Source organism: Thiorhodospira sibirica ATCC 700588 (assembly GCF_000227725.2).
GTDB classification, from domain to species: domain Bacteria; phylum Pseudomonadota; class Gammaproteobacteria; order Ectothiorhodospirales; family Ectothiorhodospiraceae; genus Thiorhodospira; species Thiorhodospira sibirica.
In genome coordinates, this window is record NZ_MU255056.1 from 2,586,189 (window position 1) to 2,598,910 (window position 12,722).

Genomic DNA, 12,722 nt, shown 5'->3' on the forward strand with positions numbered 1-12,722 from the left:
GGGAAGATGCCGCCACGTCGTAAACTTGCAGGATTCATTGTACGTTGGCAAACAGCCAGGGGGCTTGCTGGCGCCGCTTGGCCTCATAGGCGCGGATATCATCGGCATGGCGCAGGGTCAGGCCAATGTCGTCGAGTCCATTGAGCAGGCAATATTTGCGAAATGGATTGATTTCAAAGAAAAACACCTCGCCAGCCTGACTGGTCACGGTTTGCTCTTCCAGATCAATCTTGACCAGGGCCTGCGGGTCGGCCTGGGTTTGCGCAAACACATGATCCACAGCCTCATGCCCGAGCACAATGGGCAGCAGGCCGTTTTTGAAGCTGTTACTGAAGAAAATGTCGGCAAAGCTTGGCGCAATCACTACGCGAAAACCGTAGTCGGTCAAGGCCCACACGGCATGTTCCCGCGAGGAGCCACAACCAAAATTTTCTTGTGCCAGCAAAATCTTTGCCCCGGCAAAGCGGGCATCATTGAGCACAAAGTCAGGATTGAGGCGGCGCTGGCTGTGATCATCGCCCGGCTCGCCGGGGTCCAGATAGCGCCAGTCATCAAACAGATTGGGGCCAAAACCTGCCCGCTGTACCGATTTCAGATATTGCTTGGGGATGATGGCGTCGGTGTCCACGTTGGAACGTGCCAAGGGCATCACCTTGGCGGTCAGGGTGATAAATTTTTCCATTAAATCAAATCTCTTACATCAACAAAGTGACCGGCGCAGGCGGCGGCTGCCGCCATGGCCGGGCTGACCAAGTGGGTGCGTCCGCCCTGTCCCTGGCGGCCTTCAAAATTGCGGTTGGACGTGGCTGCACAACGCTCACCGGGTTCCAGACGATCAGCATTCATCGCCAGACACATCGAACAGCCCGGCTCGCGCCACTCAAACCCGGCTTCCCGGAAAATGCGATCCAGCCCTTCGGCCTCGGCTTGTTGCTTGATCAGCCCGGAACCAGGCACCACCATCGCCAATTTTACCTGGGCGGCGCGCTGGCGTCCTTTGACCACGGCGGCGGCGGCGCGCAGATCCTCAATGCGCGAGTTGGTGCATGAGCCGATAAAGGCTTTATCAATGGGAATTTCGTGAATCGCCATCCCGGCGCGCAGGCCCATATACTCCAGGGCGCGGCGGGCGGCATCGGCCTTGACCTTATCGCCCAGATCCGCCGGGTCAGGAATGCGCGCATCGACCGGTAACACCATCTCCGGTGAGGTGCCCCAGGTGACTTGCGGGGCAATACTGGCGGCGTCAATAAACAGCTCACGGTCAAAGTGGGCATCCGCGTCGGAATACAGCGCCTGCCATGCCTTGACCGCCTGCTCCCAAAGCGCCCCCTGCGGTGCCAGCGGACGCCCCTTTAAGTAATCAAAGGTGGTTTGATCCGGGGCGATGATACCGGCGCGTGCCCCGGCCTCAATGGCCATATTGCACACCGTCATGCGCCCTTCCATGGATAAGGCCCGCACCGCTTCGCCCGCAAATTCAATGGCATGGCCGGTGCCGCCTGCGGTACCGATCTGGCCGATAATCGCCAGCACCATATCCTTGGCGCTAACCCCGGTGCCCAGCACACCGTCGACGTTGATCAGCATATTTTTCATCTTGCGCTGTAACAGGCATTGCGTTGCCAGCACATGCTCGACTTCCGAGGTGCCGATACCAAAGGCCAGCGCCCCAAAGGCACCGTGGGTGGAGGTGTGCGAATCCCCGCACACTAAGGTCATGCCGGGCAAGGTCGCGCCCTGCTCAGGGCCCATCACATGCACAATCCCCTGGCGGGCATCGCCGATGGGAAAGAAGGTGATACCAAACTCGGAAACATTGCGCGCCAGGGTTTCAACCTGTAACCGCGCCACGGGGTCTGCAATCTCATGCTGCGGGGCCAGGGTCGGGACGTTGTGATCCGGCACCGCCACGGCGGTGTCTACCCGCCAGGGGCTACGTCCGGCCAGCCGCAAACCTTCAAAGGCCTGCGGTGAGGTCACTTCATGTAGCAGATGCCGGTCGATATACAAAAGCGCCGTACCATCGTCTTCATAGCGCACGACATGCGCATCCCAAAGCTTGTCATATAAAGTCTTAGCCGTCATGAATAAAAACTACCTGGAAAGTATAGATGGATAGGCCCGCCGCCCGCATTGCAAGGCGCTGTGCCGCAGTACGTTAAAGACAAAAAGCGATCGGTCGTGTCTGGCTCTCATCATACACCACCCGCGCGCCCTGCCGAAATGCTCAGGCACGACAATCCCGCCCGGCATCGGCCCGGTATCGGTGCGCTGTCATGATCTTGTCATATTTATTTCACAATCGTGACACGCGCTGCCCCTACCCTTTAGGGATATGCAGTGACTTTGTGTGCATCATCCAGCGATGTGTGTGTATTGCTGGCTATCCTGCGAGGCCGGTATCGGCTCGTTTCATGATTTTTGTAACTGTTTCAAGGGGTAAAACTATGCTCAAAAACGCACTCGTGACCGCCGTGGCGGCTACCGTCATGACCGCCGGTGCCGTACACGCCGACCGGGTTGATCCGGCGCTGCCTGATTATGAGCGCACCACCGGGGTCTCTGGCAATCTGTCCTCGATTGGCTCTGACACGCTCAATAATCTGATGACCCTGTGGGCGGAGGAATTCGCACGCAATTACCCTAACGTCAATATCCAGATTCAAGGCGCAGGGTCTTCCACCGCACCACCAGCCGTGACTGAAGGCACTGCCAACTTTGGGCCCATGAGCCGGGCGATGCGTGATTCTGAAATCCAGGCGTTTGAAAACCGTCACGGTTATCCACCTACGCCGGTTGCCGTCGCCATTGATATGGTTGCCGTCTATGTCAACAAAGACAACCCGATTGAAGGGCTGACCTTTGCACAGGTGGATGCCATTTTCTCCTCTACGCGGCGCTGCGGCCATCCTGAAGACATCACTCGCTGGGGCCAGCTGGGTTTAGGCGGTGCCTGGGCTAACCGTGATTTCACCCTGTATAGCCGCAATGCCGTCTCCGGCACCTATGGCTATTTCAAAGACAACGCCCTGTGCGGCGGTGACTTCAAGCCCAGCATCAACGAACAACCCGGCTCCGCCTCGGTAGTGCAGGGTGTGACGGAATCCATCAATGGCATCGGCTACTCCGGTATCGGCTATATCACCTCTGGGGTGCGCGCCGTCCCGTTGGCTAAAGAGGCCGGTCAACCCTTTGCCCCGGCCACTGCGGAAGCCGCCGCCGATGGCACCTATCCTCTGGCTCGCTTCCTTTATGTCTACGTGAACAAGCACCCCAACCGCGAACTGCCGCCGCTGGAGCGCGAATTCTTCAAGCTGGTGCTGTCCAAGCCCGGTCAGGAAGTGGTGGTGCGCGATGGTTATGTGCCGTTGCCAGAAGCTGCCGCCAAGCGTCAGCGTGAGCAATTGGGCATCAACTGATGCCGGATAACCGACCGCTCGCCGGATCGGTTTGCTGTACCACAAAGGCCGCGCAATGCGGCCTTTGTGCATTTTAGGGCGTGACAAACACCGTGGCTTACAAGGCCGCAGTGGCCGCGTGTGCTGCATCCGTTCAGTAAATAAAGATATAATCATATTCATAATATGCTTATTATCTTTTGTACGAAGGATGTCTATGCATTTTCGAGAACGGCTGGCCTTGATCTTTCCCTTCCTGCAGTGGTGGCCGATGCTCAATCGCACGACGCTCAAGGCCGATACCCTGGCAGGACTGACCGGGGCCATTGTGGTATTACCGCAAGGCGTGGCCTTTGCGATCATTGCCGGGATGCCGCCGGAATACGGGCTTTATGCCGCGATGGTGCCCGCGATTGTGGCGGCCTTGTTTGGCTCCTCCTGGCACCTGATTTCCGGGCCGACCACGGCAGCCTCGCTGGTGCTGTTTGCATCCTTGTCGACACTGGCAGAACCTGGCTCGCCAGAATACATCCGCCTGGCGATTACGCTGACCTTTCTGGTGGGCATGGTGCAGGTCATCATGGGGCTGGTTAAACTCGGCTCACTGGTAAATTTTATCTCCCACTCGGTGATCATCGGTTTTACCGCAGGCGCGGCGATCCTCATTGCCGCCAATCAGCTCAAAACCTTTTTGGGGCTGGAGATGCCACGCGGTTTACATCTGCATGAGATCGTGCTCAACGTTTTCAGCCAACGGGATGCCATCAATCCCTATGTGGTGCTGGTGGGCAGCGTGACCCTGCTGAGCGGCATTCTGGCGCGCCGCTATCTGCGCCCGATCCCGTATATGGTGCTTGCGCTGCTCATCGGCAGTCTGCTGGGTACCGCTTTAAATGTTTGGCTGGGGGCGGCGCATACCGGTATCAGTACGGTCGGTGCCCTGCCTGCAGGCTTGCCGCCGCTGTCGGCCCCGGATCTGAATCTAAATACGCTCAAAACCCTGGCCCCGGCGGTGCTGGCCCTGTCTTTGCTGGCACTGACCGAGGCCGTCTCCATATCGCGCTCCATTGCGCTGCGCTCCGGTCAGCATGTCAGCGGCAATCAGGAGTTCATCGGTCAGGGGCTGTCCAATCTGGCGGGCAGCTTTTTTTCCGCCTACGTGGCCACCGGTTCGTTTAACCGCTCCGGTTTGAATTATGAGGCCGGGGCACGCACGCCGCTGGCGGCGATCATCGCCGGGCTTGCGCTGATTGGCCTGGTGATGCTGCTGGCCCCGGTGGCCGCGTATCTGCCCCATGCGGCGATGGCTGGGGTCTTGTTTTTGGTGGCCTGGGGGCTTTTGGATTTTCATCATATCCATCAGGTGATGCGTACCAGCCTGCCGGAAACGGCGGTGATGGGCACCACCTTTGCCGCCACCCTGTTGCTGGATCTGGAGTTTGCCATTCTGCTGGGCGTATTTTTATCGCTAGTGGTGTATCTGTCGCGCACCTCGCGCCCGCGCATGATTACGCGGGTACCCAATCCGCATTCCCCGCAACGCAGTTTTATCACCGATCCCGCGCTGCCGGAATGTCCGCAATTAAAAATCCTGCGCATTGATGGCTCGCTGTTTTTTGGCGCGGTGCATCATGTGCGCGAAAATCTCATGCGTATGCTGCGCATCGAACCTGGCCAAAAGCACCTGCTGCTGGTTGCCTCAGGCATCAACTTTATCGACGTGGCCGGGGCAGAATTTCTCGCCGCGCAAGCCAAAACACGCCGCGAGGAAGGCGGCGGTCTGTATCTATACCGTGTCAAGGAAGGCGTACTCGAACCGCTGCAAAAGGGCGGTTATCTGGCGCTCATCGGCCCGGAAAATCTGTTTATCTCTAAACATCGCGCCCTGGCGACCATCCACTCGCGTCTGGATCCGGAGGTCTGCAAACGCTGCACCCGGCGCATCTTTCAGGAGTGCCACGCTGCTGCGCTGACACCGCCGCCATAAAGCGCCGGGCGCTATAAAATCATGCCGGGTTGTCGTCTGGCCTGCCTGGCGTTGGCTTTATCGGATGGATTGGGCATGGTATGTTGATACATACACCACGTGATATGCGGCCCGTTTGATGCCGCGATCATCCGCGACCCGCCAGCAGCGGCGGGCTTCAAGCACGACAACATGGAGCTAAAAACTGTTGCTTGATTTTTTTCTGCAAATATCTATAATCGCTTATATGAGCAAGATATATCGCATTAACGAGTTTGCGAAACGGATCGGAAAAGCACCCTCGACAATTCGGCGCTGGGAGCGCGAGGGGAAGCTCAAGGAGGACTTTGCCGAGATGCCCGTTCGCCAGCCCAAGGATTTGTGCGAATGAAAGTCACGCGGATTTTGTGCGCCAAGCGCCCGAACCAGGGCAAAGTCGGGGCGTTGCGCGACCAAGCGGGGCGGCTCGGGCAGGTGCGCTCCGAGGTCTGGCAGCGGTTTGGCTCAATTGGCGGCGTCACCCGCTCGGATCGCCAAATCCGCGACCAATGGCTGAAAGACAAGCGCGTCTTTTCCGTCTCAGCCAACGCTTGGAAAGAAACTTTGCGCGATGCCAAGGGCGACATCACGGCTTACATGGAAGCTGCCAAGGTCAAGGTGCGGCAGTGCATTTGGCGGCATACCCAAGACAAGACCGAGCAAAAACGGCTTTTCACCGCGCTCAAAGGCAACGACTGGGTACACGATCCTTATCTGCGCCGAATGATGCGCAAGCACTGGAAGCATGGTCACAATCACACGCACAACCAAATCATCGTTCGTTCCGACAACTACACCACCTTTCATCTTGGCGGGCGCGTCTGGATCAAGATTCCCGGCCTGGTCAAAGGCCAGCGCATCGCCATTCCGCTCGATACCCATGTCGCACCCACGGGCACATTGCGGATCATTCTGACCGACGATGACCGCATCGAAGTGCATTACACCATTGAAGTCGAAGCCAAACAGAACTGCGGCACGCGCACCCTCGGCGTCGATAAAGGCTACTCCGAAGTCCTGGTGGACTCGGATGGCGACCATCATGGCCAGGAACTAGGCGCGATCCTCACCGACACCTCCGACAAACTCAAGATCAAATACCAGCGTCGCGCCAAGCTGCGGGCACTCGCCAACAACACCCGCAACCCGCGCAAGCGTCAACACATTCGCCAGTTCAACCTAGGACGCAAAAAGCTGAACAGGCAAATGGATCAGACCCACGCGCACATCCGCGACATCGTCTTTCAATCTGTTCATAAGGTGGTCGATAAAGCCGCCGTGATTGCGGCGGAAGATTTAACCGCCCCCATGGCGGGCAAGTCCTTCGGCAAGAATGTCAATCGTCGACTGGCAAGCTGGACGAAAGGTGTGATTGCCGAAGCACTTGACAGTGTTTCAAGCCGTCGAGGTTCGACGGTCGTTCTGGTCAATCCTGCTTACACATCGCAAATGGATTCCCGAACCGGCTGCCTAGATGGCAAACGGCAAGGGGATCAATTTTACTGTTCCGACGGGGTTGTGTTGCAGGCAGACCAGAACGCTGCGCGAAACGTGCTGGCGAGATTGTATGACCCGGACATTGAGCGGTTCACCCCGTTCAAGCGGGTCAAGGCGATCTTGCTGGAACGGACTGAGCGCCTCCGGTTGGGACTGCTCAACCCGGACTCCAGTTGCTCGCCCTTCGGGGCGCTATCAACGGAGAGCGAATTACCGAAAAACCATCCTGAGCAACTTTGTTCAGGTTTTTAGGAGCAGATTGTTCTGTGTCTTTATCCCTTCCTTTACAGCAACAGCGACTGCGCGGCCATCTGGCCGCAAGGCTGCTATTACTTCTCGGGCTGATTTTTTTATGGCATGCAGCAGCACTGGCACAAGCCGCCGACGAGGCAGTGCTTGACGAGCTTCCGCTTGCCGAAGAAACCCCGGTATTGTCTGAGCGCGAGGCGCGCCTGTCTGAAACCCGCCTACAGCTTGACGAGATGCAACGCTCGCTGGATGAGCTGCGTACCCGTGCTGATCAATTACGCCGCCAGGGAAGCGCACGCAATCTGCCCGAGGAAGAACGTGAAGAGGTGCAGCAGTTGTTATTGCAGGTCGAGGCTCAGCGCCGCACTCTGCGCGCCAGCTTTGAAAGCATCGCGCTCAGTGGGCTGGATTTGTCGTTATTTGACGATGCCCGCTCGGCTCAACAGGAGTTCAACTGGCAAGAGGAATTGCTGACCATTCTGCGCCCACTGTTTAGCGAGATGCGCCAGCTCACCGAGCGTCCGCGCACCATCGAGCGGCTGCGCAGTGAACGGGCCTTGATCAATCAGCGCCTGTATGCCACCGAGCAAGCCCTGGCCAATCTGGCGGCGGTCAATGTTGAGGATTTATCTGCCGCCACCCGCACACGCCTCAAAGACCTTGAACAAAACTGGAGCGAACGCTTAAGCGAATTGCAGCGCCAGCGCAATATGACGCAGTTGCAGTTGGATAACTTGTTGGCGCAGGAACATACCTGGTATCAACAGGCGTGGTACGGCGCCAGCGAGTTCTTTGTCGGACGCGGCATGACCCTGCTACTGGCGGTATTTAGCTTTCTGGCCTTGATTGTGCTGCTGCAAGGCGGCATGAATCAATGGCTGCGCTACCGGGCGCGCAAACACAAGGTCCGCCGCAGCATCAAGGTGCGTCTGTTTATTTTGGGCTACAGGCTGTTTACCGGCTTGCTGGCCGTGCTGGTGTTTTTGATGGTGCTGTATGCCGCCGGCGATCTGGTGCTGTTTTCCTTGGCCCTGCTGGTGGTCATTGCCCTGCTGCTCAGCTTTAGAAACTATCTGCCGCGCTATCTTAACGAGGCCAAGCTGTTTCTCAATGCCGGGCAGGTGCGTGAAAGCGAGCGCGTGATCTATCGCGGCATTCCCTGGCAGATCAACAGCATCGGCTTTTATGCCCGGCTGGTTAATCCGGAGCTGGATAACGGGGTGATCCGTCTGCCGCTATCCGAGCTGTCGCAATTGGTGTCGCGTCCGGTGCCGCACGATGAACCGTGGTTTCCCACCCGTCCCGGTGAATTCATCATGCTTCCCGATGGCACCTTTGCCTTAGTGGAGCGCCAAACCCCGGAAATCGTCCAGCTCAAGGTGCGCAATAACGCCGTGTATTACGCCACCGCAGACTTTCTCGCGCTGCGTCCGCGCAATATGTCACGCGGCAGCTTTGTGGTAATCGGCATCTTTGGCATCGACTACCAACATCAAGACATTGCCCTGGACGTAGTGCCTGAGGTATTCAAAGCTGCGGTGCAAAAAGAGCTGGCCGAATCCGTGGTGGCCGAGCATGTGGAAGACCTGCTGGTGGAATTTAAAGATGCCGGCGAATCCTCGCTCAATTACCTGATCGTGGTCACGGTCAATGGCGCGTCTGCCGGGCAAAACTTCAAGGTCGAGCGCATCATTCAAAGCGCCTGTGTTCGCACCTGCAATGAGCAAGGCTGGATCATTCCCTTCAAGCAGATCACCGTCCATCAAGGTGAAGGCTTCGAGCGGCTGCACCAGCGTCTCCCCTCAACAAACGACCGCTAACTTTGTGGTGTGCGCGCTATCCCCTGCTCCTAAAAACCTAAACAAAGTTGCTTATGCGATTTTTAGGCACTTCGCTCTCCGTTGATAACACCCTTGCGGGCGAGCAACTGGAGTCCTGGTTGAGCAGTCCCAACCGAATGGCCGGTCAACACCGGCAACATGGGCGGTTTCAGCCGTCGAAACCCAGCTTACGCCGTAAAAATTGCCTCGGCGTTCATCCTGAACAGAGAACAACTTTGCGATTCGACTTCGACCCCGACCATGGAACGCGAAACCTTCGCGCTTGTAGATAACCTATCTACAAGCGAAAATTCTGATAAACAATGAAGAAAAAATCAAGAACTGTTTTTTGCTCCGATGCCGCGCACACTACCGGACTGCGTGCGGGTTTCAAGGCGGCACCGCCCGGCCATGCCATAAATCTGGTCATTATTCGATATTTTGAATCTGTTCGCGGATTTGCTCGATAAGTACTTTCATTTCCACCGTGGCCTGGGTGGTTTCGAGGTCATTGGCTTTGGCGCTGAGGGTGTTGGCTTCGCGGTGCATTTCCTGGGTAAGGAAGTCCAGGCGGCGGCCGATGGCCTCTGTGCGCGCAAAGACCTTGCGCATTTCGAGGATGTGGGCATCGAGGCGGTCAAGCTCTTCGGCGACATCCAGGCGTTGGGCCTGCAGGGCGATTTCTTGTTCCAAGCGGGTGGCATCAAGGCTGAGCGTGAGTTCGGCAATGCGCTGTTGCAGGCGGGTGCGCAGGGCTTCCAGCACCACGGGTCTGCGCTGGCGCACCACGCCAACCCAGTGGCTTAAGGATTCGCAGCGTTCCAGCACCAGGCTGGCAAGGCGGCGACCTTCGTCGGCGCGATTGGCATTCAGGGCCTGCAGGCTGTCATGCAGCAGTTGCAATGCGGCCTGTGAAGCGGCCTCGGGGAGGGTGTCACTGGTGCTGACCAGTCCAGGCCAGGCGAGAAAATCCAGCGGGGTAATCCGGGCGGAGTTGCTGAGCATTCCTTCCGCCTCGCGGCAGGCCGCAATCAGCCCTTGCGCAAGACCTTTATTGATCTCAAGCTGGACGCTTTGTGCGCTGTTGGGGCGATAGCGCAGTGTGGCCTCAATTTTGCCACGGCTTAGCGTGGCCTGCAGGGATTCGCGCACCGACCCTTCCAGGCAGCGCAAGGCCTCGGGCAGGCGCAGACTGAGGTCTAAAAAGCGGTGATTGAGGCTTTTAAGCTCCCAGCTGAGAGTGCCGTAAGTGCCGCTGGATTCGCAGCGGGCGTAGCCCGTCATGCTGTGGGTCATCGTGGTCGTCCTGTAGGATGTGTAAGACCATAGGGGGATTGTTTATCAGCCAGGGTCATCCAGCCTTTGACAATGCGGTAGATATACCAGATCACGGCCAGCGCCAGTAAAGGTACGCCAAGGCCATAAAAGGGGGTTAGCAGGGCGCTGATAAACATCCACGACATGCCAAACCAGAAGGTGCGAATCTGCCAGCGGAAATGCCCTAAAACCCACGGCGTCTGGGTCTGGGCTTGTTTGGTATAGGCCAGCATCACGCCGATCAGGGCGGTGAAGAAAAACAAAAAGCTGGCCGCATACAGCGCATAGATGGCGTGATTGAGTTTGCGCAGTTGTTCCAGCTGTTCGGGGGTATCCTTGAGGCTGGGAGTTTTAGGCAACGGCACCGATGAGTCTTTGGCCATCGCAGACGCCGCAGGCTCAGACACATCAGGTTGCGGTGATAGCGCAACGGGGGTTTGAGGTGCTGAAGGTGTGGGTGCAGGCTTTGGCTGTTTGGCGGCCATTTCACGATTGCCGGTGACCAGCCCCAATAAAAAAGCGGGGATGCTGCTAAACATCACCCCCAGGATAAAAATGACAATAGCCTCATTGCGCTGTTGCTCGGGGTTGTCGGTCCCCAGTCCAAACAGGACAATCACCACGGCCAGAAATAACCAGGCCAGGGTGGTATACAAAAACCAAAAAAAGCCTTTTTTTAAACCATAGCTCATGATTTGACAGCTCCTCATCGTCGGCGCACTGCATGAGGGCGCCGCTTCGTGTTGCGTTCATCGGTGGATAAAGTGGCGCTATTATGCCGCTCATAAACACATCAGATAATCACGAAAATCTGTGACAATCTTTGGCATGTTCACGCCGTCAGCACCCGCGCGGGCGAACCCGTCTTACCTGACTCTTGCGTGCGTTTAACGTCCGGCCTGAGCGCGTCCAGACGATCCAGACCATAACGGTCTAAATTTTTTGCGGCATTGAGATCACGATCCATTACATGCCCACAGTCACACGCCATTGTGCGCTGATTCAGTGGCATGTCATGGATTTTCCCGCAGGCGTGACAGGTCTTTGAAGACGGATAGAACCGATTCGCAAAGATCACGGTCACGCCGCGCCACGCCGCTTTGTATTCAATTTGTCGCCGCAATTCGCCAAAGCCAGCATCGGCAATAGCGCGGGCAAGACAATGGTTTTTGATCATCCCGGAGACATTCAGGTCTTCCAGGGTAATGACCTGATAGGTGCGGGTCAGCTTATCGGAAAGCTCATGTAAAACGGCCTTACGTTGATGGCTGATCCGCTGGTGCAGTCGTGCAACGGAGAGCTTGGCTTTCGCGCTCCGACGACTACCCTTCACTTTGCGCGACAGGTTCCGTTGCCGCCGCTTTAAATATTTGAGGTGTTTCTTAAGGCGCTGATTGGCGGGGATGACTTCGCCGGTGCTTAATGTCGCTAAATCCTTGATACCCAGATCAACACCGACTGAAGCGTGTTCGGGGGCGTGTGGGTTGTATTCGTCAGTGTCTACCAGAATAGAAGCATAGAACCGGCCTGCCCGCTTGCTGATCGTGACCTGTTTGGTCTGCCCGGTAAAGCGTAAACCTTGGCGCATCTTGATGCGGGTCTTGAGCTTTTCAATGCGCAGTGTGCGCCCGTCTACGTCGCACTTGCCTGACTCGCGCAGGGCAAAGGAGTCATGGAGGTCTTTTTTCTTGAAGCGGGGATAGCCTGGCTTGTTGGCCTTGGCTTTCACGCGCCGAAAGAAATGCTTGAATGCGTTGTCAAGATCATCAATCGCGTTGCGCGTTACCCGGCTGGACACTTCCGCATACCACGAAAATTGAACGCGCAATACCTGGATATAATACGGATACGCTGCGGCTTTTGACCATTTTACGCCGTCCTGACTGAAATAATGCAGCAGTTGGTTGTCGCAGTGCCGACGCGATCCACAGGCCCGATTGAGATAATCGGCTTGCTCAGGGGTTGGGCGCAGTTCAATCTTGTTTGCGATGAGCATTATGGAGTCCGAGGTCTTCTGCGATCACGTCTGCCGAGGCTTGCAGGTCTTGCAGCAACTTGCGGTGTTTCTTGGAGCGACTGCCATAGAGGCGCGCGGAAAAGACCGTAATGATTTCTAAAACATCCTGTGCCAAATCTTCCTCAAACGAGGGTTGTTCGCCTTTATGGATGATGACAATCTCAATGCCTTGCATCTCACACAAGGCAAAGACAAGCTCTGAACCGAAGCGTAACAGCCGATCCTTGTGGGTAATGACCAGCCGCCGCATTTGCCGCCGCAAGATCATTTCTAATAGGCGTTGCAGTCCTTTCTTGCGGTCATTCATGCCCGATCCAAGGTCACGGATGACCTCTGCCCGCCATCCCTTAGCCGCGCAGTACGTTTCTAACATTTCTTGCTGGCGGTCGAGGTCGGCTTTCTGGTCATGACTGGAT

The 12,722-nt window shown here is 56.8% G+C and carries 10 protein-coding genes and 1 pseudogene; 5 read left to right on the forward strand and 6 right to left on the reverse strand.

The genetic code is table 11. The annotated features are described in order from the left end of the window. Positions 1 to 34: 34 nt before the first annotated feature. Together leuD and leuC are read right to left on the reverse strand one after the other, a co-directional pair. Positions 35 to 682 carry a 3-isopropylmalate dehydratase small subunit gene (gene leuD / locus THISIDRAFT_RS12020; RefSeq protein ID WP_006788091.1) on the reverse strand — a complete coding sequence of 216 codons (648 nt, stop codon included), beginning with the start codon at positions 680 to 682 and terminating at the stop codon, positions 35 to 37. Continuing rightward, a complete protein-coding gene (gene leuC, locus THISIDRAFT_RS12025; RefSeq protein ID WP_006788092.1) occupies positions 682 to 2,088 on the reverse strand; it encodes a 3-isopropylmalate dehydratase large subunit in 1,407 nt (468 codons plus the stop codon). The genes leuD and leuC overlap by 1 nt, the downstream gene beginning before the upstream one ends. A 362-nt stretch (positions 2,089 to 2,450) precedes the next feature. On the opposite strand from leuC, the gene THISIDRAFT_RS12030 reads away from it, so the two are divergent. The 5 genes and pseudogenes from THISIDRAFT_RS12030 (at position 2,451) to THISIDRAFT_RS12050 (ending at position 8,972) form a co-directional block, all read left to right on the forward strand. After that, entirely contained in the window at positions 2,451 to 3,422 is a 972-nt protein-coding gene (locus tag THISIDRAFT_RS12030) for a PstS family phosphate ABC transporter substrate-binding protein (protein ID WP_006788093.1), read from the forward strand. A gap of 196 nt (positions 3,423 to 3,618) precedes the next feature. Beyond that, the gene (locus THISIDRAFT_RS12035) at positions 3,619 to 5,388 is read left to right on the forward strand and encodes a SulP family inorganic anion transporter (protein ID WP_006788094.1); all 1,770 of its coding nucleotides are present in this window, start codon (positions 3,619 to 3,621) and stop codon (positions 5,386 to 5,388) included. Between the two features lie 226 nt (positions 5,389 to 5,614). After that, positions 5,615 to 5,704, forward strand: a pseudogene (locus tag THISIDRAFT_RS12040) (MerR family transcriptional regulator); the annotation flags it as partial. A gap of 50 nt (positions 5,705 to 5,754) precedes the next feature. After that, positions 5,755 to 7,155, forward strand: a complete 1,401-nt coding sequence (locus THISIDRAFT_RS12045; protein ID WP_221914010.1) for an RNA-guided endonuclease TnpB family protein — start codon at positions 5,755 to 5,757, stop codon at positions 7,153 to 7,155. Between the two features lie 14 nt (positions 7,156 to 7,169). Continuing rightward, positions 7,170 to 8,972 (forward strand): coiled-coil domain-containing protein, encoded by a 1,803-nt coding sequence (locus tag THISIDRAFT_RS12050; protein ID WP_006788097.1) that lies wholly within the window; start codon positions 7,170 to 7,172, stop codon positions 8,970 to 8,972. 429 nt (positions 8,973 to 9,401) lie between these two features. Here THISIDRAFT_RS12050 and THISIDRAFT_RS12055 read toward each other — a convergent pair whose 3' ends face one another. The 4 genes from THISIDRAFT_RS12055 to THISIDRAFT_RS12070 form a co-directional block, all read right to left on the reverse strand. After that, positions 9,402 to 10,268 (reverse strand): YicC/YloC family endoribonuclease, encoded by an 867-nt coding sequence (locus THISIDRAFT_RS12055; protein WP_006788098.1) that lies wholly within the window; start codon positions 10,266 to 10,268, stop codon positions 9,402 to 9,404. Continuing rightward, positions 10,265 to 10,981, reverse strand: a complete 717-nt coding sequence (locus tag THISIDRAFT_RS12060; RefSeq protein WP_006788099.1) for a DUF4870 family protein — start codon at positions 10,979 to 10,981, stop codon at positions 10,265 to 10,267. The genes THISIDRAFT_RS12055 and THISIDRAFT_RS12060 overlap by 4 nt, the downstream gene beginning before the upstream one ends. A 140-nt stretch (positions 10,982 to 11,121) precedes the next feature. After that, positions 11,122 to 12,285 carry an RNA-guided endonuclease InsQ/TnpB family protein gene (locus tag THISIDRAFT_RS12065; RefSeq protein ID WP_221914011.1) on the reverse strand — a complete coding sequence of 388 codons (1,164 nt, stop codon included), beginning with the start codon at positions 12,283 to 12,285 and terminating at the stop codon, positions 11,122 to 11,124. Then, positions 12,263 to 12,722: IS607 family transposase (locus THISIDRAFT_RS12070; RefSeq protein WP_221914012.1), on the reverse strand; the 460-nt coding region annotated here is incomplete at its 5' end. The genes THISIDRAFT_RS12065 and THISIDRAFT_RS12070, both read right to left, overlap by 23 nt.